Genomic DNA, 23,855 nt, shown 5'->3' with positions numbered 1-23,855 from the left:
CAGGATCCGCCGAGTGTCCGCCGCCCGCCGCTCAGGCCCGGGGGCCCGGGGCCCGTGGACCCGTGCCCCCGGGCCCGTGACCCGTGACCCGGGGCTCACGGCTCACGGCTCACGGCTCACGGCTCCATGCGCGCAGGGCACTCAGGCGCACAGGCGCTCAGGGCGCTCAGGGCGCTCAGGGCGCGATCGGCAGCTGCCGCTTGTGCTCGGTGAGCTCGTAGCGGCGCACGATCGTGGCGAAGGCGGCCTCGGCGACCGGCTTGCCCTCCAGGAAGTCGTCGATGTCGTCGTACGTGACGCCGAGGGCGTCCTCGTCGGGCTTGCCCGGGTCCAGCGTCTCCAGGTCGGCCGTGGGGGTCTTCCAGACCAGGTCGGCCGGGGCGCCGAGTTCGGCCGCGACCGCGCGGACACGGCGCTTGGTCAGTCCAGTGAGCGGGACGACGTCGGCGGCGCCGTCACCGAACTTGGTGAAGAAGCCGGAGACGGCCTCGGCGGCGTGGTCGGTGCCGACGACGAGACCGTCGTTGGCTCCGGCGACCGCGTACTGGGCGATCATCCGCTGACGGGCCTTGATGTTGCCCTGCACGAAGTCCTGGTGGTGGGCGTCACGGAAGGTCACGCCACCGGCGAGGGCGGCCTCCAGGGCCCCGTCGCTCGCGGCCTTGACGTCCACGGTGAGGACCTCGTCGGCGCGGATGAAGCCGAGCGCGGTCTGCGCGTCCTTCTCGTCGGCCTGCACGCCGTAGGGCAGGCGCATCGCGTAGAAGGTGGCCTCGTGTCCGGCGGCGCGGGCCCGCTCCACGGCGAGCTGGCAGAGGCGTCCGGCGGTGGTGGAGTCGACGCCGCCGCTGATGCCGAGGACGAGGGAGCGCAGCCCCGTGGAGGTGAGGCGCTCGGTCAGGAAGGCCACGCGGCGCTCGATCTCGGCCCGCGGGTCGAAGGTCTCGGCCACCTGGAGGTCCCGGGCGATCTGCTGCTGGAGGGCGGTGGACGCCGGGTCGGTCACGGAGGTCTCCTCGTCGGGTACGGGGGCTGCGGGTGTCGACTTTACGCACCGGGGCGACGGCGCGTCGCCCTGCCCCGGCCCCACCGCCTCGGGCACGTCCGAGGTCACGTCCGGTGTCGGGACCCGGGCGTCCCGGGCGTCGCGTCCGAGGCCGCGTCCGGGGTGCAGAGGACCTCGACCCGCTGGACGAGGTTGTTGGCGAAGCCGCCGCGGTTCCAGGGTTCGACGACCGGCTGGACGCCGCCCTCGGCGTCGGTGGCCCGGACGGTCAGATGGCGCAGGCCCGGGGTCGCCGTCCAGGTGGTCCGCCAGGCGGACCAGGCCCAGGGGTGCGCGGGATCCCGTACGAGCTCCGCCTCGGTCCAGGCGGCCCCGCCGTCCTCGCTCACCTCGACGCGGGTGACCGGCCCGTGGCCCGACCAGGCGCGGCCGGAGAGCGGGACGGGGCCGGGGCGGACCACGCGGGTCCTGGACATGAAGTCGGGGAATCCGGGCGGCACCATCAAGGCCCGGGGCGCGATGAGGGTGACGGGCTCCCCCGGCTCCTCGGGGGCCTGCCGTACGCGATAGGCCACGGCCTGCTGGAAGCCGGCGTACGGGGTGTCGGTGAGCGTGATGTCGTGGAGCCACTTCACATGGGCCATGCCGTACCAGCCGGGGACGACGAGCCGGAGCGGGCTGCCGTGCTGCGGGGGCAGGGGCGCCCCGTTCATGGCGTACGCGACGAGGACGTCCCGGGCCGGGTCGGCGGCTGTCGCGAGGGGGAGGCTGCGCCGGTAGTCCTGCTCGACGCCCCGCTCCACCCCGTGGTCGGCGCCGGTGAAGACCGCCTCGACGGCGTCCTCCGCGACCCCCGCCTCGGTGAGGAGCGCGGCGAGGGGGACACCGGTCCAGTCGGCGGTTCCGACGGCCTCGACGAGCCATGGCTGGCTGACCGGCCGGGGCGACAGCCGGGCCCGTCCGTTCCCGGCGCACTCCAGGGTGACCCGGCGGGTGACGGAGGGCCGGGAGCGGAGCGCGTCCAGATCGAGGGCGAGGGTGCGCAGCACGCGGCCGCCGACGGTGAGCCGCCAGCCGTCCGCGGCGGTGTCGGGGATGTCGTAGTGGACGAGGACGTAGTGCAGCCCGGGCGGAGTGACGTCGTACCGCAGTGCTTCCAGGGGCAGCCCGTGATTGCGGGTGGCGAGGGCCAACTCCTGCGGGGAAAGGCCCTCGTCGGGCCCGGCCACGCGCCCCGGTGTGCTGATGTCGCTCAGACCACTCAGGGATCCGTCCATGCCCTCATGGTGCGCCGCGGCCCGGGGCCCGGCACCTCGGCACGGACGGGCCGGACGGGCCGGACGGGTCTCGGACGGGCCCGTCCCGGATGCGGCGCCTCAGGCCTGGCGGGGGCTCCCCAGGGCTCGGTCCAGGCCGTCCTGCGGGAGCCCGGTGAGGGCGCGTACGAAGATCTCCTCGTAGGCCGGTTCGCCGATCGTCGCGCGGGCGGTGTCGGTGTACTTCTCGTGCAGCGCCCGCAGGCCGGGCAGGCCGCGACGGGGCTGGCCCGTGGAGCGCCAGTACGCCTCCCCCGTGCCCGAGACGTCGGCCGCCCGCTCGCCGTCGCCGGCCGCCGCGAGCGCGGTGGCGAGGACGTCGAGCCCGAGCGCCACGCCCAGGCTCGCGCCGAGTCCTCGCGTTCCTTCGAGCATCGCGCGCGCGTGCCCCGCCGCCGTCGCCGGGTCGCCCTCCAGGAGACCCGTGAGGGCGAGCTGGTACTCCAGGGCCGTCCGGGTCCAGTGCTCGTCCAGCTCCTCGCACAGGGTCCGCAGGGCCAGCGCCCGGTCACGGGCCTCGCCGAGCCGGCCGAGTCCCGTCAGCGCGAAGACCCGGACGAGGTGGCAGCGGAGCCGGGCGGCGGAGTCGGCGGGACCGCCCTGGGCCGCGTCGAGGACATGGCCCACGACGACGTGCGCGGCCATCGGACGGCCCGTGGTCAGGGCGAGGAGCCCGGCGAGGGCGGCGGCGTCGAGGGTCAGGTCGCCGGGGCGGCCGTGGTGGCCGGCGCGCCCGCCGCCGTCGCCGTACTCCGTGTGCTCGACCTCCTCGGTGTACTCGCTGTACTCCGTGTGCCGGGCCTCCCGGGCGCAGCGCTCGCTCACCTCCTGCGCGGGACCGAACTCGCCCTGGAGCACGAGGGTGACCCCGAGCGCCCACAAGGCGCGGGCCCGGGGGCGGCCGCGCGCGCCGCTCAGCAGCAGGGCCTGTTCGAGGCCGTCGCGGGCCTCGCGGAGCCGGCCCCGGCAGGACCAGGCGAAGGCGACCGAGCCGATGAGGTCGAGGGCCGCGTCGGGATCGGTCCGCAGCAGCCGGTCGAGGGCGATGCGCAGGTCGGTGTGGTGGGCGTCGACCGTCCGGTACCAGCGCAGTTGGCGCGCGCCGTGCCATTCGCTCTCGCCCCGGCGCGCGAGTCCCCGGAAGTGGGCGGCATGACGGTCGGCGACCGCCCCGGTCTCGCCGGTCCGGTCCAGCCAGGTCGCCCCGTACGCGCGGATCGTGTCGAGCATCCGCAGCCGGCCGGTCGCATCCGGCGGGCGGACCACGGAGGCGCGGACGAGCCCGTCGAGGGCTCCCGGCAGGGTCGCCCGGTTCAGCGGGCCGCCGATGCACACGGCGGTCGCCGACGCCAGGTCGAAGGGGCCGCGGAAGACGGAGAGCCGGGCCCAGAGGAGGCGTTCGAGCGGGGCGCTCAGCTCATGGCTCCAGCCGATGGCGGCCCGCAGGGTCTGGTGGCGGCTCGGCCACACCCGCTCGGTGTGCGCGAGCAGGTCGAAGCGGGCGGAGGGCGGGGCGTCGAAGCGGGTGCCGAGCTGGTCCCTGACGGCTTCGGCGCCCTGGAGGCGGATCTGGGCGGCGGCCAGTTCCAGGGCGAGCGGGATGCCTTCGAGGCGTACGCAGATCTCGCCCGCCGGGCCCGCGGCGGTGAACTCCTCGCCGGCCGCCCTGCGGAGCAGCTCCAGGGCGTCGCCCCCGGCGGGCGGCAGCGGGTCGAGGTGGACGACCTGCTCCCCCTCGACGCCGAGGGGACGCCGGCTGGTGGCCAGGACGGTGAGTCCCGGGGCGGCGGCGAGGAGTTCGGCGACGAGCCGTGCGCAGGGCTCGGCGAGGTGTTCGCAGGAGTCGAGGACGAGCAGCAGCCGGTCGTCGGCGAGCCGACGGCAGAGTCCGGTGGTCGCCATGCCGGGGGTGTGGTCGGAGAGGTCGACCGAGTCGGCGACGAGGGCGACGAGGAGCCGGTCGCCGTCGAGCGGGGTGAGGTCGGTCCACCAGGCGCCGTCGGGGTACCCGTCGGCGGCGCGGTGCGCGGCGCGCAGCGCGAGCCGGGTCTTCCCGACTCCCCCGACGCCGGTCACGGTGACGAGGCGGTGCTCCGCCAACGCGGCGGATGTCCGCTCCAGTTCCGTACGGCGTCCCACGAAACCGGGGTTCTCGTCCGGCAGATGTCCACGCACGGGAGCAGTCTCCCTCATGAGAGCGACGAACGGGTGGTCGGCACCGGTTCGTTACGCTGGCCGGACCGGGGCGGCGCCACCCTCCCGACCGTCACGATGCCGCACCCCGACCGTCACGGCTACCCCCTTCGACCGTCACGGCTCCTTCACTTCGGGCGGGACGGCTGTCCCCCTCGACCGTCACGACGACGGAGTGCCGGCCCTGGGCGCCGTCGGGCATGGTGTCGGTGCGTTCTTCGGGCTGGGTGGCGCCGGTGCCGTCGGTGGCGCGGACGGTGAGGGTGTGCCGGCCCGGGGTCGCCTGCCACGGGTACACCCACTGCCTCCAGGTGTCGCTGCTGTCCTCGGCGGCGAGCCGGGCCTCCTGCCAGGGCCCGTCGTCGATCCGTACCTCGACCCTGCGGATGCCCCGGTGCTGGGCCCAGGCGACCCCGGCGATCATGACCGTGCCTGCGGCGGGGCGGGCGAAGGCGCGGGGGGTGTCGATGCGGGACTGGGTCTTGACGGGGGCCTGGGCGGCCCAGCCGCGCGGGACCCAGTAGGCGTCGTAGGCGGCGAAGGTGGTGAGTTCGATCGACTCGATCCACTTGCACGCGGAGACGTACCCGTAGAGGCCGGGGACGACCATGCGGACGGGAAAGCCGTGGGTGAAGGGCAGGGGTTCGCCGTTCATGCCGAAGGCGAGGAGGGCGTCTCGGCCGTCCATGACCTGCTCGACCGGGGTGCCGATGGTCATGCCGTCGACGGAGCGGGCCACCAGCTGGTCGGCGGGGCCGCCCGCGGAGGGCGGCCGGACGCCCGCCTCGCGCAGCAGGTCGGCGAGGGACACGCCCAGCCAGCGGGCGTTGCCGACGTACGGGCCGCCGACCTCGTTCGAGACGCAGGCGAGGGTGATGTCGCGCTCCACGATCCGCCGCGTCATGAGCTCCCGCAGGGTGACGGTGAGCTCCTCGCGGACGCCCATGCCGTGGACGCGCAGCCGCCACTCGTCGGCGTCGACCCGGGGGACGACGAGCGCGGTGTCGACGCGGTAGAAGTCGCGGTTCGGGGTGATGAAGGGGCCGATGCCGGGGACCCGGAGCTGGGCTCCGGCGGGTACGGCCGGGGCGGGGGACGCGGGCCGGGGCAGGCGCAGGGCCGCGCGGGAGGCGGCGGCGTTCTCCTCGACGGGGCTGCCGACCGCCCGGGCGAGGGCGGCGGCGCCGGTCGCGGCCAGGCCGGCGGAGGCGGCGACGACCAGGAAGGTGCGGCGGTCCGCACGGGCGGCCGGCGATCCCGTCCCGGCCCTCCGGACGAGGATCCCGATCAGGCCGTACAGGAGGGCCGCCCCGACGGCGGCGCCCACCAGGGAGGGCACGGCGTCGAGCGCGGAGTCCGAGTCGGGCCGGGTGACGGCCGCCAGGGCGCCGAGGACGCCGAAGGCACCGACCGCCGCCGAGCCGAGCAGCCGGTGGCGCAGCGCGAGGAGCCCGATCCCGACGGCGAGGAGCCCGAGGACGATCAGGATGCCGAGCTGGAGGACCGCCTTGTCGCTCTCGCCGAACTCACGGATCGCCCACTCCTTGACGGCCGCGGGTGTCCGGTCGACGACGGTGCCGCCGACGGCGACCACGGGGCTCGCCTCGGGCCGCACCCAGAAGGCGGCGACGTCCGCGACGGCGAGGGAGACGTATCCGGCGAGCACGCCGCCGACGGCCGCGAGGAGTCGGTCCGTGCGGGTGGGCTCGCCCGTGGGTTCGGAGAGGGTCATGCTCCTCATTCGGCATCTGCGGCGCTCGGGATGGGCCGATTCACCTGGAAGGTGGACAGCGGCGGGGGTTCCGGGTGCCCGCGGGGCGGTGTCAGGCCGCACCGGCGGCGGCCTCGGCGGTGGTCGCACCTCCGGCCGGCGCCTCGCTCAGGGAACGGCGCATCCGGTCGAGGCCCCGCCGCGCGTGGCTCTTCACCGTGCCGAGCGGCATTCCCGTGCGCTCGGCGATCTGGACCTGGGTGAGGTCCCCGTAGAAGGCCATGGCGAGCACCTCGCGTTGCGCGGCGGGCAGCTTCGCCAGCTCGCCGGTCACCACGATCCGTTCGACGACCCGGTCGGAGTCCGGGACGGACACGCCGTCGGGGGACAGCCGCTCACCCACCGCGGCCACCAGGTCCCGGCGCCGGGTGCGCGCCGCGAGAGCGTCGGCGATCTTCCGCCGGGTGATGCCGACGAGCCAGCCGGGGAACGGGCCGCGCTCCGGCCGGTAGCCGGCCCGGCCCCGCCAGGCCGCGAGGAACACCTGCTGGCCGACGTCCTCCGCCTCCCTGGCATCGCCGAGGGTGCGGGCGGCGAGGGCGTGCACGAGGCCGTACCACCGGGCGTGGGCGACGGCCAGACAGTGCTCGTCGCCGTTCACGAAGCCGTCGGCGACCTCCCGGTCGGACAGGGGACGCGGCTCGCTCCGGAGCGGGGGCCGGGCGTCGACGCTCGGTGCGGTCATGGCGGCTGCTCCTCAGGCCGGGACCGGCGGTGACCGGTCGGCGGGCGGGGTCCCCTCACGGGGCACCCCAAGGCTCCGTCCCGGCACGGCGACCGCACCATTCGCAACGCTTGTGCGTCGTATCGTGGGACGTATGACGGAACCCTCGCCGGGTCTCACCAGCGGCGCGGTCGCGCGCCGCCTGGGGGTGGCCCCCACCACCCTGCGCTCCTGGGACCGGCGCTACGGCATCGGCCCGGCCACTCATGAGAGCGGCCGGCACCGGCGGTGGAGCCCGCACGACATCGCCGTCCTCCAGGAGATGTGCCGGCTGACGGCCTCCGGCGTCCCTCCGGCGGAGGCCGCCCGTACCGCCCGCGCCGGAGCCGCACCGGCCGCGCCCGCCCCCGGGGAGGCGCCTGCCCGGCCCGCCGCGCGCGGACCGGCCCTCGGCGACGTCCGGCGGGAGCTGCGGGGCCTGGGCCGCGCGGCCGTCAGGCTGGACTCGGAGGCCATGGACGAGCTGCTGGAGTCCGCGATCGCGCGGCACGGTCTGGTCACCGCGTGGGAGGAGGTGCTGGCGCCCGCCCTGCACGCCGTGGGCCGCAAGTGGGAGACCTCGGAGGACCGCTACGTCGAGGTGGAGCACCTGCTGTCCTGGCACGTGTCGACGGCGCTGCGGCGGGTCGGCGCGGCGGGCCGCGCCAGGGCCTCGGAGGCGGGCACTCCCCCGGTCCTGCTGGCCTGCGTGCCGCACGAGCAGCACACCCTCCCGCTGGAGGCGCTCGCCGCGGGGCTGGCCGAACTCGGCGTCCCCACCCTGATGTTCGGGGCGGCCGTGCCACCGGAGGCGCTCGACCAGGCGGTACGGAGGACGGGTCCCGCCGCGGTCGCGCTGTGGGCCCAGGCACGCTCGACGGCGGACCACCCCCTGGCGCGGCACGTCGCCGACACCGCGTGGGGCGTCAGGGGCGCCCGGTCCCGGACGGCGGTCCTCCTCACGGGCCCCGGCTGGGCGGGCCGGACGCCCGGGCCGGGGATGCTGCGCCCCTCGGGTCTGCGGGAGGCCCTGTCCCTGCTGCGCGGTCTGTGCGTCGCCGCGCGGGACGGCGAGGGGGCCGCCACCGCTTCGGGAGGCTCCTGAACGGACACGACCCGGCCGGCGCCCCGGGGTCGTCGCCGGTCCGAGACCGCCGGGGCCTGCCCGCCGGACGCGGCGCGGCCCGGCCGCGATCCGCCGGACGGGCCGAAGGCACCCCCGGGTCCCGGAACCCGGCCGTGATCCGGCGGACGGGTCCAAAGCACCTCCTGGTCCCGGCCCCGGGCGTGATCCGGCGGACGGGCCGAAGGCACTCCGTGGCCCCGGCCCCGGCCGTGATCCGGCGGACCGGCCCGAGGCGCCTCCTAGTCCCGGCCCCGGGCGTGCCGGAAGCGGGCGAGGCCGTCGGCGAGTTCGACCACCGGGTCCGGGTAGTCGTACCGGGCCCGTTCGAGCCCGGGCAGCTTCCACGGCTCGTGGACGGCGGGGCCTTCGAGCCCGGCCAGTTCCGGCACCCATCGCCGTACGTACGCGCCGTCCGGGTCGTAACGCCTGCCCTGGATCACCGGGTTGAGCACGCGGTTGGGGCGGCTGTCGGTGCCCGTGCCGGCCATCCACTGCCAGTTGAGCTGGTTGTTGGCGACGTCGCCGTCGACCAGCAGGTCCAGGAAGTGCCGTGCTCCCTCGCGCCAGTCGATGTACAGGGTCTTGGTCAGGAACGAGGCGGTGAGCAGCCGCCCCCGGTTGTGCATCCAGCCCTCGTGGGCGAGCTGCCGCATCGCGGCGTCGACGACGGGGTAGCCGGTACGGCCCTCACGCCAGGCCCGGAGTTCGGCGTCCGCCTCCTTCCCGCGCCGCCAGCGGTCGTGCCGGGTGCGGTAGTCGTCTGCCGCGGCGTCGGGGCGCGCGGCGAGGACCTGGTGGTGGAAGTCGCGCCAGCAGAGCTGGCGCACGAACGCCTCGGCGCCCGCCCCGCCGCGCGACCGGGCCCGGTGGACCGCCTCGGTCGCCGAGACGGCACCGAAGTGGAGGTACGGCGAGAGGCGGGACGTCGCGTCGCCCGCGAGGTCGTCGTGGCCTTCCTCGTACGCGTCGACACCCCGCGCCAGCCAGGCGGCGAGCCGCTTCCGGCCCTCCTCCTCACCGCCGTGGGCGAGGCCCTCGGAGACGGTCGGGACGTCCGTGCGGGCCGGAAGGTCGTCGGAGCGGACTCCCCGGGGCGTCCGGACCACCCGCGGCGCCGCGAGCGGCTCCCGCAGCCGCTCGCGCGACCAGCGCCGGAAGTAGGGGGTGAAGACCGCGTAGTGGTCCGAGCCGTCCGGTGTCACGGCGCCCGTGGGCAGCGCGGTGACGACGGCGTCGTGGACGTACAGGCGCCGCCCGTCCGCCTCCAGGGCGCGGCGGAGCCGGTCCTCACGGCGCCTGGCGAATCCGCTGCAGCCGGCCGCCATGTGGACGTCGTCGGCGTCGGTCTCCCGCACGACCGCGCACACCTCGGCGACGGGGTCGCCCGAGCGCACCACGAGCCGGCCGCCGCGCTCGCGCAGTCCGGTGTCGAGGGCGGCGAGGCAGTCCGCGAGGAACGCGTCCCGGTTCGGCGCCCCGTGGCCCGCCCGGGCCACGGCGGGATCCCGTACGAACAGGGGGACGACCTCGTTCCCCCGGCCCAGCGCGGCGCGCAGCGGCGGATGGTCGTGGACACGGAGGTCCGAGGTGAAGAGGACGACCGAGACGTTCATGGCACCGCTCCTGGCATGGGTTCACCGACCGGCTCGGGGGGCGCCGGCCCGGTGGGTCGCTGTACTGACGTGGTGTGCGGAGGTCATTCGCCCCGCGGGGGCGTGCCGGATGCGGGTGGCGGGGCCGAAGCGGACGAGGAGCCGGGCAGGGGTGACGCGACGGAAGCGGACGACGGACCCGACACGGGTGACGCGCCGGAAGCGGACGACGAGCCCGACACGGGTGACGCGTCCGACGACGAGTCGGACGCCGGCGGCGGGCCGGCGGTCCCGTCCGCCTCGCTCGCCTCCGCCGTGAGCGCGATGTTGCGGGCCATGCCGCCGAAGACCGCGGCGTGGAACGGCGCGACGCTCCACCAGTAGGCGTGCCCGGCCAGGCCGCGGGGGTGGAACAGGGCCCGCTGCCGGTAGCGGGTCTCCCCGCCCTCGTCGCGCTCGGCGTACATCTCGAGCCAGGCGAGGCCGGGGAGCCTCATCTCGGCGCGCAGCCGCAGCAGCCGGCCCCGTTCGATCTCCTCCACCCGCCAGAAGTCCAGCGAGTCGCCGGCTCTCAGGTGCAGGGCGTCACGGCGGCCCCGGCGCAGCCCGACGCCTCCGACGAGCCGGTCGAGCCAGCCGCGGACCGCCCACGCGAGCGGGAAGGAGTACCAGCCGTTCTCCCCGCCGACGCCCTCGACGACCCGCCACAGCGCCTGTTGTGACGCGCCGACGGTGAGTTCGCGCTCGTCGGTGTAGAGGCTGCCGCCCGCCCAGTCGGGGTCGGTGGGCAGGGGATCGCTCGGCGCACCGGGCACCGACGCGGAGGACCAGCGGGTGGTCGTCCTCGCCTCGCGGACCCGCTGGAGGGCGAGGGCGAGCGCCCGCTCGAAGGCGAGCGGGGCGCCGGGCGGGTCCGGCACCCAGTCGGCGATGTCGTGCTCGTCGCAGACGACCTCGTACCGGAGCGACTCGGCCAGCGGGCGGGCGATGGACCGGGGCACGGGGGTGACGAGGCCGATCCAGTGGCTGGACAGCCGGGGGGTGAGGACCGGCACGGGGAAGATGAGCCGCCGGGGCAGTCCTGCGACGGCGGCGTAGCGGCGCATCATGCCGAGGTACGTGAGGATGTCGGGGCCGCCGATGTCGAAGGTCCGGCTGACCTCCGCGGGCATCCGCGCGCTGCCGACCAGGTAGCGCAGGACGTCCCGGACGGCGATCGGCTGGATCCGGGTGCGGACCCAGCTGGGGGTGACCATCACGGGCAGGCGTTCGGTGAGGTAGCGGAGCATCTCGAACGAGGCCGAGCCGGAGCCGATGATGACGGCGGCGCGGAGCACCGTGGTGGGAACCCCGGATTCGAGCAGGATGCGGCCCACCTCGGCGCGGGACCGCAGGTGCGGGGAGAGCTCCCGGTCGGGCACGCCGCGTGGGGTGAGGCCGCCGAGGTAGACGATGCGGCCGACGCCGGCGGCGCGGGCCGTCCGGGCGAAGTTCAGGGCCGCCGTGCGGTCGGTGCGTTCGAAGCCGCGCCCGGCGCCGAGGGCGTGGACCAGGTAGTACGCGACGTCGACGTCGCGGAAGGCGGGGGCGAGGGTCTCGGCGTCGGTGACGTCGCCCCGGACGATCTCGACCTCCCCGGCCCACGGGTGGTCGCGCAGCTTCTCGGGGGTACGGGCCAGGCACCGCACCCGGAGACCTGCCTCCAGGAGTTCCGGGACGAGGCGGCCGCCGATGTAGCCGCTGGCACCGGTGACCAGGCACAGCGGTCCCGGGGTCTCGTGCCCTGACGCGTCGCTCATGGATCTGCTCCGTTCCGCTGTCCAGGGGGTGCCGCGCTCCCTCACCGGCCGGGGGCCTCGGCTTCCTCCTGATCCTCTTCCGGAGGGGCGGCCGCCGCGGATGCACCGGCCGGTTTCTATAGGCTGATCGTGTGGCCAGTACAGAGGAACCCGATACCGGTGGGACCGCGCCCTCGCGTGTGCCGGGTGATGCGCAGAGTTTCGCCCGCGCGCTGCGGCGGACGAACGGTGAGATCAATCGACTGGTCCATGGTTTCGCGCTCGCGCAGGGACTGCATCCCACGGACGTGCAGGCGCTCTCGGTCGTCCTGGACAGCCCGGAGCCGCTGACGCCCGGCCGTCTGAGGGAGCACCTGGGGCTGACCTCGGGGGCGGTCACGGCCTGCCTGGACCGGCTCGAACGGGCCGGGCACATCCGCCGCTCCCGGGAGAGCGCCGATCGCAGGGTCGTCCACGTGCACTACGTGGAGGGGGCGAAGGCCGCCGCCCGCAGCTACTTCATGCCGTTGGCGCAGGCCGCGGAGCGGGCCCGGCTGCGCTTCGACGCGGAGGAGCTGGCCGCGGCCGTGCGCTTCCTGGACGCGTTGAACGAGGAACTCGGCGACCTGTCCGTCCCGCGCCGCTGACCCGGCCGTCCGCGCCCCCGGCGCGGCCCTGGTCGGCTCGGCTCGCGGCGTCCGGGCGAGCCCTGATGCCGTACGGCTCGCGCGCCTGCCAGGCTGGGCCCCGGTGCCGTCCGGCTCGCGGCCTCTCGAGCAGCCCCGGTCGGGTACGGCCGGCCGCTCCTCTCGGCGAGCCCCGGGCACCCCCTGCCCCCTCCCCCGGCCCGTCCATGCTTCAATCTCTCTCAATCATTGAGATTCTTTCTCCTTGAGACACTTCCTCCGTGTCGAGAGACCCCTGCCCTGGAGTCCGCATGCCCCGCCCCGCACGATGGGCCGCCCGTCTGCTGCCCCTCGTCCTGCTCGTCCTCTGGCTCGCCGTCGGCGGCGGGCTCGGCCCGTACGCGGGAAAGCTCGGTGAGGTGGCCACCAACGACCAGGCCGCCTTCCTCCCCCGCAGCGCCGAGTCCACCCGGGTGATCGAGGCCCAGCGGGCCTTCCGCCAGGACGAGACGCTCCCCGCGCTCGTCGTCTGGACCTCGCCGGGCGGCGCGCCGCTCGGTCCGGAGACACGGTCCGCGGCCACGCGCGCGCTGGCCACGCTCACCGGGCGGCCGGGGGTCGTCGGCACCCCGACCCCGGCCCTCCCCTCCGAGGACGGGGAGGCACTGCGCGGAGTCGTACAGCTCCGTCCCGACCTCGGCGAGGAGCTCGCGCCCACCCTCGCGGAGATCGACCGGGCGGCCTCCGCCGTGCCCGGGACGACCGTGTGGCTCGCCGGGCCCGCCGCCACGCAGGCCGACCTGTCGGACGCCTTCGCCGGCATCGACGGACTGCTGCTCGCGGTCGCCCTGGTCACGGTGCTGCTCATCCTGCTGCTCGTGTACCGCAGCGTGCTGCTGCCGCTGATCATCATCGTCGGCGCGGTGCTCGCGCTCGCCCTGGCCTGCGCCGTGGTGTACGTGCTCGCCGACCACGACCTCGTCCGGGTCGACGGACAGGTCCAGGGCATCCTGTCGATCCTGGTCATCGGCGCCGCCACCGACTACGCCCTGCTCCTCGCCGCCCGCTACCGCGAGGAACTCGCCCGCCACGACGGCGAGCGTGTCCCGGCCATGCGCGCGGCACTGCGTCAGTCCGCCGGTCCCATCACGGCCAGCGCGGCCACCGTGGCACTCGCCCTGCTCGCCCTGCTGTTCAGCGATCTGACGAACAACCGGGCCCTCGGCCCGGTGGGCGCCATCGGCATCGTCTGCGCCGTGCTGAGCACGCTGACCTTCCTGCCCGCCGTCCTGGTCCTGCTCGGCCGGGCGGCGTACTGGCCCTCCCGGCCCCGCCCGGCCGAGTCCGAGGGCGGCGGCCACGGGATCTGGCGCCGCGTGGCCGCGCTGGTCGACCGCGCTCCCCGCAAGGTGTGGGCGGCGACGCTCGCCGGGCTGCTCGCCTGCGCCGCCTTCGCCCCGGTCCTGGAGTCCAAGGGGGTTCCGCTCGACGAGATCTTCGTCAACGACGCCCCCTCCGTCGCCGCGCAGGAGGCGCTCGGCCGGCACTTTCCCGGCGGGGCCGGCAACCCGGCGATCGTGATCGCCGACGCCGCCTCGGCGGCCCGGGTGACCTCGGCCGCCGAACGGGTCGAGGGAGTGGACTCGGCCGCGGCCGTCACCGCCTCGGGCCGGCCCGGGGCGGGAGCGCCGCTGGTCGTCGACGGACGGGTCCGGATCGACGTCACCCTGACCGACGCCGCGGACAGCGACGCGGCCTCGGAGGCGGTCGCCCGGCTCCGCGCGTCCGTGCACGCGGTGCCGGGTGCGGACGCCCTCGTCGGCGGCTACACCGCGCAGCGGTACGACACCCAGCGGACCGCCGAGCGCGACCGGATGCTGATCGTGCCGGTGGTGCTCGCCGTCATCCTGGCCATCCTCGTGGGCCTTCTCCGCTCCCTCCTGATGCCGCTGCTGCTCGTGGCCACGGTGGCTCTGAACTTCTTCGCCACCCTCGGGGTCTCGGCCCTGGTCTTCCGGTACGTCTTCGGCTTCAGCGGCACGGACTCCTCGGTCCCGCTCTACGGGTTCGTGTTCCTGGTCGCGCTCGGCGTGGACTACAACATCTTCCTGATGTCCCGGGTGCGGGAGGAGTCGCTGCGGCACGGGGTCCGCGAGGGCGTTCTGCGCGGGCTGACCGCGACCGGCGGTGTCATCACCTCCGCCGGTGTGGTGCTGGCCGCCACGTTCGCGGCGCTGGGCGTCATCCCGCTCGCCTTCCTCGTGCAGATCGCGTTCATCGTCGCGTTCGGCGTCCTCCTGGACACGCTCGTCGTCCGCTCGCTGCTGGTTCCCGCCCTCGTACGGGACCTCGGCCCCGTCGCGTGGTGGCCCGGCAGGCTCAGCCGGGAGGCGACGGGGCCGGAGGGCGGTGACCCGGGGAAGAGCGCCTCCGCTACTTAGGCATCAGCACCGTGTCGATGATGTAGACGGTGGCGTTGGCGGTGGGGACGTTGCCGCAGACCACCTTCGCGGACTCGTTGACCGTGAAGGACTCGCCGGAGCCCTGGGTGGTCAGCCTGCTCTTCTGGAGGGTCTCGAAGGAGCCGTTCTCCAGCTGCTTCGGGGTCAGCTTCTGGCCCACGACGTGGTACGTGAGGATGTCCGTCAGCATCGCCTTGTCGGCGAGGACCTTGTCCAGATCGGCCTTCGGGATCTTGGCGAAGGCGGCGTTGGTCGGCGCGAACACCGTGATGTTCTCGGCGTTGTTCAGCGTGTCGACGAGACCCGCCTGCTTGACGGCGGTGACCAGCGTCGACAGCTCGGGGTTGTTCGAGGCGGCCGTGGCGACCGGGTCCTTGGCCATGCCGTCGAAGGAACCGGCGCCGTCCTTCGGCACCGACGCGCACCCGGGGCCGAAGGGGCCGTCGGCCGTCATGGCGGTCGCCGTCGTCGAGGCCGCGGCGGGGGCCGCCGCTCCGTCACCGCTCGCCTCGGCCGAACAGGCGGTCAGGCCCAGCGGCAGCAGCACGGCGGCGGTCACGGCGACGGAGGCGCGGCGGAAGGTCTGGGTGTTCATGATCACTCCTGGGGCTTCGGGTCCACCGGTCGGGGGCCCGTCACCAGTCATTCGGTGCGCGGCTGCGTCCGGATGGCTCACCTCACCCGAATGAGTGATGAGGATCGGCTGCCGCGCCTCGGCCGCGGAGCTGTGCGGAAAAGCCTCCGGCACGACCCGTCCACCGGGGCGCCGGCTCCGAACAGCTCCTGTACGCGAGTGATTCCTGGAGGAGACCGCCGGTGAGAGAGAACGTGTGGATCGGCGACGTCCGACCCGCGGCTCCGGACCTTCCCGAGCTGATGGGGCGCGTGGCGCTCGGCGACCAGCAGGCCTTCACGGCCGTCTTCGAGGCGGTGTCCGGGCCGGTTCTCGGCCTGGTCCGCACCGTGCTGCGGGACCCCGCCCAGTCGGAGGAGGTCGCCCAGGAGGTGCTGATCGAGGTGTGGCGGACCGCGGCCCGCTACGAGCCCGCCCGGGGGTCGGTCCTGGCCTGGGTCATGACGCTGGCGCACCGCAGGGCGGTCGACCGGGTGCGGTCCGAGCAGGCGGCGTCGAACCGGGAGAAGCGGGTGGCCCTGCTGGAACACACGGCCGCCTACGACGAGGTGGTGGAGCAGGTGGAGGGCCGGCTGGAGCGGGAGCAGGTCCGGCGCTGCCTGCGGGGCCTCACCGAGCTGCAGCGCCAGTCGGTGAACCTGGCGTACTACCGGGGCCTCACCTATCGGGAGGTCGCGGAACTGCTGGCCGTGCCGCTGGGCACCGTCAAGGCGCGGATGCGCGACGGGCTCATCCGGCTCCGGGACTGTCTGGGGGTGGGCGTGTGAACGCCGTGGATCCGCACACGATGACCGGCGCGTACGCGCTCGACGCGCTGGACCCCGAGGAGCAGGTGGCCGTACGGCGTCATCTGGCGGCGTGTCCGTCCTGCGCCGAGGAGGTCCGGGAGTTCTCCGAGACCGTCGTCCGGCTCGGTCTCGCCGTCGCGGTGACACCGCCCGCCACGCTGCGGACGGGCGTCCTGGAGCGGATCGCGACCGTACGCCAGGAGCCGCCGGCCACGACGAGGGCGGCGCGGACCCCGCGCGGCCGGCGCGGGATGCCCCGGTGGTCGCACTGGGCCCTGGCGGCCTGTCTCGCCGGGGCGGCCGGACTCGGCGGGGTCGCGGTCTGGCAGCACGGGCTGGCCGAGGACGCCCGGCAGGAGACGGCCCGCGCACAGGCGGCGAACGACGCCGTGGCCGAGGTCCTCGCGGCCCCGGACGCCCGGGTCTCCACCAGCCGGCTCGAAGGCGGCGCCGTGGGCACGGTCGTCGTCTCGGCCTCGCTCGACCGGGCGGTGTTCGCCGCCTCGGGCATGGCGCCGCCACCGGCCGGCAAGGTCTACCAGCTCTGGTACGACGACGGGGGCACCATGCGGTCCGCGGGGCTGATGGACCCGGGAGCCACCGCGGAGGCGACCCTCCTCGACGGTCCCGTGAACCGGGCCTCCGGGGTGGGGGTCACCGTCGAACCGGCCGGCGGCTCGCCGAGTCCGACCTCCGCGCCGGTGGCACTGCTCGCCCTCCCCGGGGCCTGACCGGGGGCACGCGCGCGTGGAAGCACGCGCGCGCGTGCCCGATCCACCCCGATCCGCTCGGCCCGGCCCGCCCCGATCCGCCCCGCCCTGCCCCGCCCGGGGCTTCACTTGGCCGCGTCGGTCGGGCCCGCGTGTTCGCCGGGTGTGGCCAGTTCCTCCACCGCGTCCGCTCCGACGACCGCGCCCGTGGACCTCTTGCCGCGCCGCAGCCGGCCCTCGAGCCAGGAGGCGAAGGTGGTGAGCGCGAAGTTGAGGACGACGAAGATCACGGCGACGACGGTGAAGCAGGCGATCGTGTTCGCTCCGTAGTTGGCGCTCATCGGGCGGACGGAGGCGAGGAGTTCGGAGAAGCCGAGCATCGCGCCGCCGAGCGCGGTGTCCTTGACGATGACGACGAGCTGGCTGACGAGCGCGGGCAGCATGGCCGTGACCGACTGCGGGAGGAGCACGTACGTCATGGTCTGGCCCTTGCGCATGCCGATGGCCTTCGCCGCGTCGGTCTGACCCGCGGGGAGGGCGAGGATGCCGGCCCGGACGACCTCCGCGAGTACGGAGGCGTTGTAGAGGACGAGGCCGGTGACGACGGCGTACATCGGGCGGATGTCCGGGCTGACGTCGGTGAACTCGGAGTACGCGGCGTTGGCGAAGAGCATGAGGATCAGGACGGGGATGGCCCGGAAGAACTCGACGCCGGTGCCGGCCGCGCCGCGCACGAGGCGGTGGTCGGAGAGCCGCGAGATGCCGAGGAGGGCGCCGAGCGGCAGCGCGATCACCATGGCGAGCGCTGCGGCGATCACGGTGTTCTTCAGGGCGGGCAGGATGTACGTCTCCCAGATGCGGGCATCGGTGAAGAAGGGCGCCCACTTGGCCCATTCGAGCTGGTTCTTGGCGGCGAGGCTCGCCACGACCCACCAGACGACGGCGGCGAGCGCCAGCAGGAACAGCAGCGTCCAGAGGAGGTTGCGGCGCCGGGCGCGGGGGCCGGGGACGTCGTAGAGGACGGTGGGCTTGGTCTTCACCGTTTCACCGCCACCTTCTTGGCCACCCAGCCGAGGAACAGGCCGGTGGGCAGGGTCAGGCAGATGAAGCCGACGGCGAAGATCGCGGAGATGAGGATGAGCTGGGCCTCGTTCTCGATCATCTCCCGCATCAGCAGGGCGGCTTCGGCGACGCCGATGGCGGCGGCCACGGTGGTGTTCTTGGTGAGGGCGATGAGGACGTTGGCGAGGGGGCCGACGACGGAGCGGAAGGCCTGCGGGAGCACGACGATGCGCAGGACCTGGGGGAAGCTGAGTCCGATGGCGCGGGCGGCCTCGACCTGGCCGAGGGGGACGGTGTTGATGCCGGAACGCAGCGCCTCGCAGACGAAGGCGCTGGTGTAGGCGGTGAGGCCGAGGACGGCGAGCCGGAAGTTGATCGTGGTGAACCGGTCGGCGCCCATGCTGACGCCGAGGGTCTGGAAGAGGCCGAGCGAGGTGAAGACGATGATGACGGTGAGGGGGATGTTGCGGACGATGTTGACGTAGACGGTGCCGAAGCCCCGCATGAGGGGGACGGGGCTGACGCGCATCGCCGCCAGCAGCGTCCCCCAGACGAGGGAGCCGATCGCCGAGTAGACGGTGAGCTGCACCGTCACCCAGAAGGCTCCGAGCAGGTCGTACCCCTGGAGGAAGTCGAACACGACGGCCCGCTCACTTCACGATGACGCCGATCTCGGGGGCGGGTTCGTTCTGGTAGTTCGCGGGGCCGAAGTTCTTCTTCACCGCCGCGTCCCAGGAACCGTCGGCGACCATCTTCTCGAGGGCGGTGTTGATCTTCGCCTTGAGCTCGCTGCCCTTCTGGACGCCGATGCCGTAGTTCTCGTTGCTCATCTTGAAGCCGCCGAGCTTGAACTTGTCCTTGAACTCGTCCTGCGACGCGTACCCGGCGAGGATCGAGTCGTCGGTGGTGACGGCGTCGATGACACCGTTCTCCAGACCGGTCAGGCACTCGGAGTAGCCGCCGTACTCCTGGAGCTGGGCGTCGGGGGCGATCTCGTCCTTCACGTTCTGTGCGGACGTCGAGCCGGTGACCGAGCAGAGCTTCTTGTTGTTCAGGTCGGACGGCTTGGTGATGGAGTCGTCGTCGGCGCGGATCAGGACGTCCTGGTGGGCCAGGAGGTAGGGACCGGCGAAGTCGACCTTCTTCGCCCGCTCGTCGTTGATCGAGTACGAGGCCGCGATGAAGTCCACGTCGCCGCGCTGGAGCAGCGTCTCCCGGTCGGCGCTCTTGGCCTCCTTCCAGACGATGTCGGACGGGTCGTGGCCGAGCTCCTTGGCGATGTACGTGGCGACGTCGACGTCGAAGCCGGTGTAGGTGCCGTCCGGGGTCTTCAGGCCGATCCCGGGCTGGTCGTACTTGATGCCGACGGTGATCTCGTCGCCACCGTGGTCGCGTGGCACGGCACCGGTCGCGCCGTTCGCGAATCCTGCGGAGGTGAAGGAGAGGACGACGGCCGCGGCGACGGCGACGGTGGCCCTGCCGGTCCTGATCGGGTTCATGTGGATCACCCCTGGGGGCTGCTGGTCGGGCGACGGCCGCGGCTCAGTGGTGGAGGATCTTGGACAGGAAGTCCTTGGCCCGGTCGCTGCGCGGATTGTTGAAGAACTCGTCCGGGGTCGTCTCCTCGACGATCCGTCCGTCCGACATGAAGACGACACGGTTGGCGGCGGAACGGGCGAAGCCCATCTCGTGGGTGACGACCACCATCGTCATGCCGTCCCGGGCGAGTTGCTGCATGACCTCCAGGACCTCGTTGATCATCTCGGGGTCGAGCGCGGAGGTCGGCTCGTCGAAGAGCATCACCTTCGGATCCATGGCGAGGGCGCGGGCGATCGCCACGCGCTGCTGCTGGCCGCCGGAGAGCTGTGCGGGGTACTTGTCCGCCTGCGAGGCGACCCCGACCCGGTCGAGCAGGGCGCGGGCGCGCTGCTCGGCGGTCTTCCGGTCCTTCTTGCGGACCTTGATCTGCCCCAGGGTGACGTTGTCGAGCACCGTCTTGTGCGCGAAGAGGTTGAAGGACTGGAAGACCATGCCGACGTCGGCGCGGAGGGCCGCGAGTTCACGCCCTTCGGCCGGCAGGGGGCGTCCGTCGATGACGATCTCTCCGTCGTCGATGGTCTCCAGGCGGTTGATGGCGCGGCAGAGCGTCGACTTCCCCGATCCCGACGGTCCGATGACGACCACGACCTCGCCGCGGTGGATCGTGAGGTCGATGGACTGGAGGACGTGCAGGGTGCCGAAGTGCTTGTCGACCCCGCGGAGCACGACGAGCTCGCCGCCTCCCTCCGGGACGCCACCTTCCGGGACGGGCATGTCACCCTCCTGGCTCACGCCCCCGCTTGCCGCTCCTTCTCACGTTCATGCTCCGCCCTCCACCCGGCCCCCGCACTCCGGAGGGGGTGCACGGAGAGTGAGCGGGCACGCCGAGACGTGGCCCCCTGCCCGGGCGGGGCAGGGGGCCACGTGGCGGCGGTGCCGTCAGGAGGAGGTCTCGCGCACGGCCAGCTCGATCAGGTCGCAGACCTCGACCGGCCGGGAGGCGAGCGAGGCGTGGCTCGCGCCGAGCTCGACGGTCTTGCGCGGGTTCATCCGCGCGGCCATGCGGCGCTCGTTGTCGGGGTGGATCATGCGGTCGTCGGTGGAGACCTGGTAGTACGTCGGCTTGGCCCGCCAGGCCGGGGCGGTGACGTTGTCGCCGAAGGTGGAGGCGAGCGGAGCCTTCTGCGTGACGGCCATGACCAGGGCGTCTTCCTGGGTCAGGTCCTGGGCGAAGCTGTCGTGGAACTTGTCCTGCTTGATCCAGAGGTAGCCGTCGGAGTCGGGGGCGATGTTCTCGAAGGCGGCGGGCGGCTTCTCCTGGCTGATCTGGCCGGGGCTCTCACCGGCGTCCGGGGCGAAGGCCGCGATGTAGACCAGACCGGTCACGTTCGGCAGGTCGCCCGCCTCGGTGATGACGGCGCCGCCGTAGGAGTGGCCGACGAGCAGGACGGGGCCGTCGACCTGCCGGACCATCTTCCGGGTGCGCTCGGCGTCGTCGGCGAGCGAGGTGAGCGGGTTCTCGACGGCGTGCAGCCGGTCGTGGCCGCGGCGGTGGAGTTCGGTGATCACCTTGGCCCAGTGGGCGGCGCCGCCCCAGAAACCGTGGACGAGGACGATCGCGGGCTTGTCTGCCATGGGTTCCGTACCGATCTGCGAGAGGACATGGACCCCGCCCCTGCTCCCGCCCCGTACCCCCGCCGTCACGCTACGGGAGCGGCGGTGGGCCCGCACGTCAGGCCGGGGCAGGCGCGGGCACGTGCCGTTCGGAGCACCGGGTGCCCCGTCCTGAGCCCGCGTGGGAGGCCGTACGGGCGGGGCGCGGCGGGCATGTGCCCGGCGTACGCGCGCGTGGGGGCGGGCTGGCGGACACTGGGGGTGGGAGCCGAGTGCGTGAGGAGGGACCGCCATGAGCAGTGCCGCACCCAAGGCCAGCACGTTGCCGCCGGAGCACCGGGAACGCCTGATGGCCTTCGCCGAGGACGTGTACTTCGAGTCCGGTCACCGGCTGTTCGAGGAGCAACAGCACGCCGACCGGTTCTGGATCGTGAAGACGGGCGCGGTGACGCTCGACGCCAAGGTGCCGGGGCGCGGGGCGCCGGTGATCGAGACCCTGCACCACGGTGAGCTGGTGGGCCTGTCGTGGCTGTTCCCGCCGTATCTGTGCCAGTCGGGGGCGGAGGCGATGACCCCCGTCCGGGCGCAGGAGTTCGACGCCCCCGCCGTGCGCTCGATGTGCCGCTCGGACGCCGAGTTCGGCGCCTCGGTCATGTTCTGGGTGGGCGCGATCCTGGCCCACCGCCTCCAGGTGACCAGGGTCCGGCTCCTCGACCTGTACGCGCCGCACGGGAGCGGCATCCTGGCCTGAGAGCCCGCCGGGACGGCGGAGCCGGGAGGGACCGCGGGAACGCGGCCCGTCCAAGGCGGAGAGCAGGGGGGCGGGCCCGGACCGTCGGAGCACCGGACGCTACGGTGGCGGTGCACCGGCGGGCCCGGTCCCCCGCGGCCGCCGCGGGGCGGACGGGCCCTCCCCCACACTCCGTCGACGAGCTGCGAGGTCCGGATGAGCGACCCGACGACCGCACGCGAGGCGATCGCCCTCGTCGCCGGCGACGACTTCACCGAATTCCCCTTCGCCGAGGGGCCCTTGCCGGGAGACGGACCGCTGGGATGGCCCGGCTACTCGGCCGCGCACGCGCGCGCCTCCGCCCGTACCGGCGAGACCGAGTCGGTGATCTGCGGGACGGGTGGGATCGGCGGGGTGCGGGCGGTCCTGATCTCCTTCGAGTTCGGGTTCCTCGGCGGCTCCCTCGGGGAGCGGACGGGTGCGCGCGTCGCCGCGGCCCACGCGCAGGCCCGCGCGCGACGGCTGCCCGTGGTCGTGCTGCCGGCGACCGGCGGCAGCCGGATGCACGAGGGCATGCGCGCCCTGCTGCAACTCCAGCTCCTTGCGGGCGAGTCGGCCCGCACCCGCGCCGCCGGGCTGGCGCAGATCGCCGTCCTCCGGGACCCGACGACGGGCGGCGGCTGGGCCACGCTCGGCGCCGGATCGGATGTGGTGCTCGCGCTGCCGGGAGCCCAGGTCGGTTTCGCCGGCTCCCGGGTCCGTCCACCGGACGCGGATCCCGGCGCGTACACCGCGGAGGCACAGCTCGCACACGGCCACATCGACGCGATCGTGGCGCCCGACGCGCTCCGTGGCACCCTGGGGCGCTGGCTCTCCCTGCTCACCCGTCCCGCCGAGGGTCCGGCGGCGCCGCCGCGCGCGCTCGGCGCCCCGGGCGCGCCGCCCGCCGCGAGCGGCCGGGAGGCGGTGGCCCGGGCGCGGCACCCGGAGCGGCCCCGGGCGGCCGCGTACCTCGACGCTCACTTCTCCGTGCGTGAGGAGATCTCGGGCGACCGCGCCGGGGGTGTGGACCCGGGGATGCGATGCGGCTTCGGACGGCTCCCCGACGGCCGTACGGTGGCGTACGCGGCCCAGTGCGGGACCGCGACCCGCCCCGCCGGTTTCCGTACGGCCGCCCGGCTCGTACGGCTCGCCGACCGGCTGGGGATCCCGGTCCTCACCCTCATCGACACACCGGGGGCGGCCAACGGCCCGGAGGCGGAACGCGCGGGCGCGGGCCCGGCGATCGCCGACCTGTTCGCCGCCGTCGCCACCGCGGGCGTCCCCGTCACCTCGCTCCTCATCGGCGAGGGCGGCTCGGGCGGCGCCCTCGCCCTCGCGGCCCCCGGCAACCTCTGGGCCACCCCCGACAGCTACTTCTCGGTGATCGCCCCGGAGGCGGCCGCGTCGATCCTCAAGCGCCCGCCGGAGGATTCCGCCGCGACGGCGGACCAACTCCGCCTGCGCCCACGGGACCTCCTGGACCTGGGCGTTGTGCGGGGCATCGTGGAGGGCTGAGGCCCGCCACGCGGTGCGGGGACGCCAGGCCCCGGCACCCGCACCCCGCCACCCCGCCACCCCGCACCCCGCATCGGCACCGGCACCGGCACCGGCACCGGCACCGGCCTCAGCCGCTCAGTAGTAGTTCCGCATGATCTCGTCCGCCCAGGCCGGCTGGGTGGTCGGGCCCTGCGGGGCGAACTCGGCCATGTACGGCTTGATGTCGAGGACCGGCGTGCCGTCGACCGCGTCCAGGCCGCGCACATGGATGTCCAGGCCGTCCGTGCGCACCAGCGCACAACGGGAGAGTCCGAGGCGGTTGGGCCGGTTCTTGCCGCGCTGGGCGAAGATCCCGACCAGCGGCCACTCCGTGTTGCCGCGCGGGTGACGGGCACCGGTCTCGACGGCGTCCGGTCGTACGCGGTCGAAGTGGTAGACGACCTCCAGGTGCGAGAACGCGTCCAGACCGGCGAGCGCCTCGGGGCCGAAGGCCTCCGCGTCCAGCCGGATGACCGACTCGACGTCGCCCCACTCGTCGTCGCGCACCTCTTCGCGGCCCCCGACGACATGGCCCACCGGGTGGGAGACGACGGACGGACGGATCTGTTCCTGTGCCATGGGTTCCTCGCTCTTTCCTACGCCCCCGGAGGGGTTCCCGCCCGGCAC

The 23,855-nt window shown here is 74.3% G+C and carries 21 protein-coding genes; 7 read left to right on the top strand and 14 right to left on the bottom strand.

Translation table 11 applies throughout. The annotated features are described in order from the left end of the window. Positions 1 to 175: 175 nt before the first annotated feature. From nadE to ACFQ79_RS01915, 5 genes are all read right to left on the bottom strand, one after another. On the bottom strand, positions 176 to 1,006 hold the full coding sequence (gene nadE / locus ACFQ79_RS01935; RefSeq protein ID WP_383578868.1) for an ammonia-dependent NAD(+) synthetase: 831 nt from the start codon (positions 1,004 to 1,006) through the stop codon (positions 176 to 178). A 104-nt stretch (positions 1,007 to 1,110) separates the two neighbouring features. Then, positions 1,111 to 2,283 carry a sulfite oxidase gene (locus ACFQ79_RS01930; protein WP_383578867.1) on the bottom strand — a complete coding sequence of 391 codons (1,173 nt, stop codon included), beginning with the start codon at positions 2,281 to 2,283 and terminating at the stop codon, positions 1,111 to 1,113. 99 nt (positions 2,284 to 2,382) lie between these two features. After that, positions 2,383 to 4,515, bottom strand: a complete 2,133-nt coding sequence (locus ACFQ79_RS01925) for an ATP-binding protein (protein WP_383578866.1) — start codon at positions 4,513 to 4,515, stop codon at positions 2,383 to 2,385. A 73-nt stretch (positions 4,516 to 4,588) separates the two neighbouring features. Beyond that, positions 4,589 to 6,247, bottom strand: a complete 1,659-nt coding sequence (locus ACFQ79_RS01920; RefSeq protein ID WP_383578865.1) for a molybdopterin-dependent oxidoreductase — start codon at positions 6,245 to 6,247, stop codon at positions 4,589 to 4,591. Between the two features lie 91 nt (positions 6,248 to 6,338). Further along, positions 6,339 to 6,971, bottom strand: coding sequence for a sigma-70 family RNA polymerase sigma factor (locus tag ACFQ79_RS01915; protein ID WP_383578864.1), 633 nt, complete (start codon positions 6,969 to 6,971; stop codon positions 6,339 to 6,341). Between the two features lie 133 nt (positions 6,972 to 7,104). Here ACFQ79_RS01915 and ACFQ79_RS01910 point away from each other — a divergent pair, with 133 nt between their 5' ends. Next, positions 7,105 to 8,094 carry a MerR family transcriptional regulator gene (locus tag ACFQ79_RS01910; RefSeq protein ID WP_383578863.1) on the top strand — a complete coding sequence of 330 codons (990 nt, stop codon included), beginning with the start codon at positions 7,105 to 7,107 and terminating at the stop codon, positions 8,092 to 8,094. A 260-nt stretch (positions 8,095 to 8,354) separates the two neighbouring features. Here the strand turns inward: ACFQ79_RS01910 and ACFQ79_RS01905 are convergent, their stop codons facing one another. After that, positions 8,355 to 9,728 carry a cryptochrome/photolyase family protein gene (locus tag ACFQ79_RS01905; RefSeq protein WP_383578862.1) on the bottom strand — a complete coding sequence of 458 codons (1,374 nt, stop codon included), beginning with the start codon at positions 9,726 to 9,728 and terminating at the stop codon, positions 8,355 to 8,357. Between the two features lie 83 nt (positions 9,729 to 9,811). Further along, positions 9,812 to 11,506 carry an SDR family oxidoreductase gene (locus tag ACFQ79_RS01900; protein WP_383578861.1) on the bottom strand — a complete coding sequence of 565 codons (1,695 nt, stop codon included), beginning with the start codon at positions 11,504 to 11,506 and terminating at the stop codon, positions 9,812 to 9,814. Between the two features lie 131 nt (positions 11,507 to 11,637). Here ACFQ79_RS01900 and ACFQ79_RS01895 point away from each other — a divergent pair, with 131 nt between their 5' ends. Both ACFQ79_RS01895 and ACFQ79_RS01890 read left to right on the top strand, forming a co-directional pair. Then, on the top strand, positions 11,638 to 12,132 hold the full coding sequence (locus tag ACFQ79_RS01895; RefSeq protein WP_383578860.1) for a MarR family winged helix-turn-helix transcriptional regulator: 495 nt from the start codon (positions 11,638 to 11,640) through the stop codon (positions 12,130 to 12,132). Positions 12,133 to 12,422: 290 nt separating this feature from the next. Next, positions 12,423 to 14,552, top strand: coding sequence for an MMPL family transporter (locus ACFQ79_RS01890; RefSeq protein WP_383578859.1), 2,130 nt, complete (start codon positions 12,423 to 12,425; stop codon positions 14,550 to 14,552). On the opposite strand, the gene ACFQ79_RS01885 is transcribed toward ACFQ79_RS01890, so the two are convergent. Then, positions 14,545 to 15,168, bottom strand: coding sequence for a fasciclin domain-containing protein (locus ACFQ79_RS01885; RefSeq protein ID WP_383578858.1), 624 nt, complete (start codon positions 15,166 to 15,168; stop codon positions 14,545 to 14,547). The genes ACFQ79_RS01890 and ACFQ79_RS01885 overlap by 8 nt on opposite strands. 221 nt (positions 15,169 to 15,389) lie before the next feature. On the opposite strand from ACFQ79_RS01885, the gene ACFQ79_RS01880 reads away from it, so the two are divergent. Then, positions 15,390 to 15,974, top strand: a complete 585-nt coding sequence (locus ACFQ79_RS01880) for a sigma-70 family RNA polymerase sigma factor (RefSeq protein WP_383578857.1) — start codon at positions 15,390 to 15,392, stop codon at positions 15,972 to 15,974. Next, complete coding sequence (locus ACFQ79_RS01875; protein ID WP_383578856.1) at positions 15,971 to 16,726, top strand: anti-sigma factor domain-containing protein; 756 nt, start codon at positions 15,971 to 15,973, stop codon at positions 16,724 to 16,726. Before ACFQ79_RS01880 ends, ACFQ79_RS01875 begins: the two co-directional genes overlap by 4 nt. A 104-nt stretch (positions 16,727 to 16,830) precedes the next feature. Here the strand turns inward: ACFQ79_RS01875 and ACFQ79_RS01870 are convergent, their stop codons facing one another. The 5 genes from ACFQ79_RS01870 to ACFQ79_RS01850 form a co-directional block, all read right to left on the bottom strand. Further along, on the bottom strand, positions 16,831 to 17,745 hold the full coding sequence (locus tag ACFQ79_RS01870; RefSeq protein WP_383578855.1) for an amino acid ABC transporter permease: 915 nt from the start codon (positions 17,743 to 17,745) through the stop codon (positions 16,831 to 16,833). Further along, positions 17,742 to 18,407 (bottom strand): amino acid ABC transporter permease, encoded by a 666-nt coding sequence (locus ACFQ79_RS01865; protein WP_073904776.1) that lies wholly within the window; start codon positions 18,405 to 18,407, stop codon positions 17,742 to 17,744. Before ACFQ79_RS01865 ends, ACFQ79_RS01870 begins: the two co-directional genes overlap by 4 nt. Positions 18,408 to 18,417: 10 nt before the next feature. Beyond that, positions 18,418 to 19,275 carry a glutamate ABC transporter substrate-binding protein gene (locus ACFQ79_RS01860; protein ID WP_383578854.1) on the bottom strand — a complete coding sequence of 286 codons (858 nt, stop codon included), beginning with the start codon at positions 19,273 to 19,275 and terminating at the stop codon, positions 18,418 to 18,420. A 34-nt stretch (positions 19,276 to 19,309) separates the two neighbouring features. Continuing rightward, a complete protein-coding gene (locus ACFQ79_RS01855) occupies positions 19,310 to 20,080 on the bottom strand; it encodes an amino acid ABC transporter ATP-binding protein (protein ID WP_383578853.1) in 771 nt (256 codons plus the stop codon). Positions 20,081 to 20,245: 165 nt separating this feature from the next. Next, positions 20,246 to 20,941, bottom strand: coding sequence for an alpha/beta hydrolase (locus ACFQ79_RS01850; RefSeq protein ID WP_383578852.1), 696 nt, complete (start codon positions 20,939 to 20,941; stop codon positions 20,246 to 20,248). A 271-nt stretch (positions 20,942 to 21,212) separates the two neighbouring features. Between ACFQ79_RS01850 and ACFQ79_RS01845 the strand changes: the two genes are divergently transcribed. Next, the gene (locus tag ACFQ79_RS01845) at positions 21,213 to 21,671 is read left to right on the top strand and encodes a Crp/Fnr family transcriptional regulator (protein ID WP_383578851.1); all 459 of its coding nucleotides are present in this window, start codon (positions 21,213 to 21,215) and stop codon (positions 21,669 to 21,671) included. A gap of 195 nt (positions 21,672 to 21,866) precedes the next feature. Beyond that, positions 21,867 to 23,207 carry a carboxyl transferase domain-containing protein gene (locus ACFQ79_RS01840; RefSeq protein ID WP_383578850.1) on the top strand — a complete coding sequence of 447 codons (1,341 nt, stop codon included), beginning with the start codon at positions 21,867 to 21,869 and terminating at the stop codon, positions 23,205 to 23,207. 117 nt (positions 23,208 to 23,324) lie between these two features. On the opposite strand, the gene ACFQ79_RS01835 is transcribed toward ACFQ79_RS01840, so the two are convergent. Further along, the gene (locus ACFQ79_RS01835) at positions 23,325 to 23,807 is read right to left on the bottom strand and encodes an SAM-dependent methyltransferase (protein WP_383578849.1); all 483 of its coding nucleotides are present in this window, start codon (positions 23,805 to 23,807) and stop codon (positions 23,325 to 23,327) included. Positions 23,808 to 23,855: the final 48 nt, after the last annotated feature.

Origin of the sequence: Streptomyces sp. NPDC056480, from assembly GCF_042795405.1 — a bacterium.
Lineage (GTDB): Bacteria > Actinomycetota > Actinomycetes > Streptomycetales > Streptomycetaceae > Streptomyces.
The sequence above is the reverse complement of the archived record's forward strand: the minus strand, read 5'-3'. Positions and strand labels throughout refer to the sequence as shown.

What these genes read in the sequence shown, in the direction of transcription:
- ACFQ79_RS01890 (WP_383578859.1), top strand. Translation starts at nt 12,423, where the DNA reads ATGCCCCGCCCCGCACGATGGGCCGCCCGTCTGCTGCCCCTCGTCCTG.
- ACFQ79_RS01920 (WP_383578865.1), bottom strand. Translation starts at nt 6,247, where the DNA reads ATGACCCTCTCCGAACCCACGGGCGAGCCCACCCGCACGGACCGACTC.
- ACFQ79_RS01915 (WP_383578864.1), bottom strand. Translation starts at nt 6,971, where the DNA reads ATGACCGCACCGAGCGTCGACGCCCGGCCCCCGCTCCGGAGCGAGCCG.
- ACFQ79_RS01910 (WP_383578863.1), top strand. Translation starts at nt 7,105, where the DNA reads ATGACGGAACCCTCGCCGGGTCTCACCAGCGGCGCGGTCGCGCGCCGC.
- ACFQ79_RS01905 (WP_383578862.1), bottom strand. Translation starts at nt 9,728, where the DNA reads ATGAACGTCTCGGTCGTCCTCTTCACCTCGGACCTCCGTGTCCACGAC.
- ACFQ79_RS01835 (WP_383578849.1), bottom strand. Translation starts at nt 23,807, where the DNA reads ATGGCACAGGAACAGATCCGTCCGTCCGTCGTCTCCCACCCGGTGGGC.
- ACFQ79_RS01885 (WP_383578858.1), bottom strand. Translation starts at nt 15,168, where the DNA reads ATGAACACCCAGACCTTCCGCCGCGCCTCCGTCGCCGTGACCGCCGCC.
- ACFQ79_RS01845 (WP_383578851.1), top strand. Translation starts at nt 21,213, where the DNA reads ATGAGCAGTGCCGCACCCAAGGCCAGCACGTTGCCGCCGGAGCACCGG.
- ACFQ79_RS01925 (WP_383578866.1), bottom strand. Translation starts at nt 4,515, where the DNA reads ATGAGGGAGACTGCTCCCGTGCGTGGACATCTGCCGGACGAGAACCCC.
- ACFQ79_RS01900 (WP_383578861.1), bottom strand. Translation starts at nt 11,506, where the DNA reads ATGAGCGACGCGTCAGGGCACGAGACCCCGGGACCGCTGTGCCTGGTC.
- ACFQ79_RS01930 (WP_383578867.1), bottom strand. Translation starts at nt 2,283, where the DNA reads ATGGACGGATCCCTGAGTGGTCTGAGCGACATCAGCACACCGGGGCGC.
- ACFQ79_RS01840 (WP_383578850.1), top strand. Translation starts at nt 21,867, where the DNA reads ATGAGCGACCCGACGACCGCACGCGAGGCGATCGCCCTCGTCGCCGGC.
- ACFQ79_RS01850 (WP_383578852.1), bottom strand. Translation starts at nt 20,941, where the DNA reads ATGGCAGACAAGCCCGCGATCGTCCTCGTCCACGGTTTCTGGGGCGGC.
- ACFQ79_RS01855 (WP_383578853.1), bottom strand. Translation starts at nt 20,080, where the DNA reads ATGCCCGTCCCGGAAGGTGGCGTCCCGGAGGGAGGCGGCGAGCTCGTC.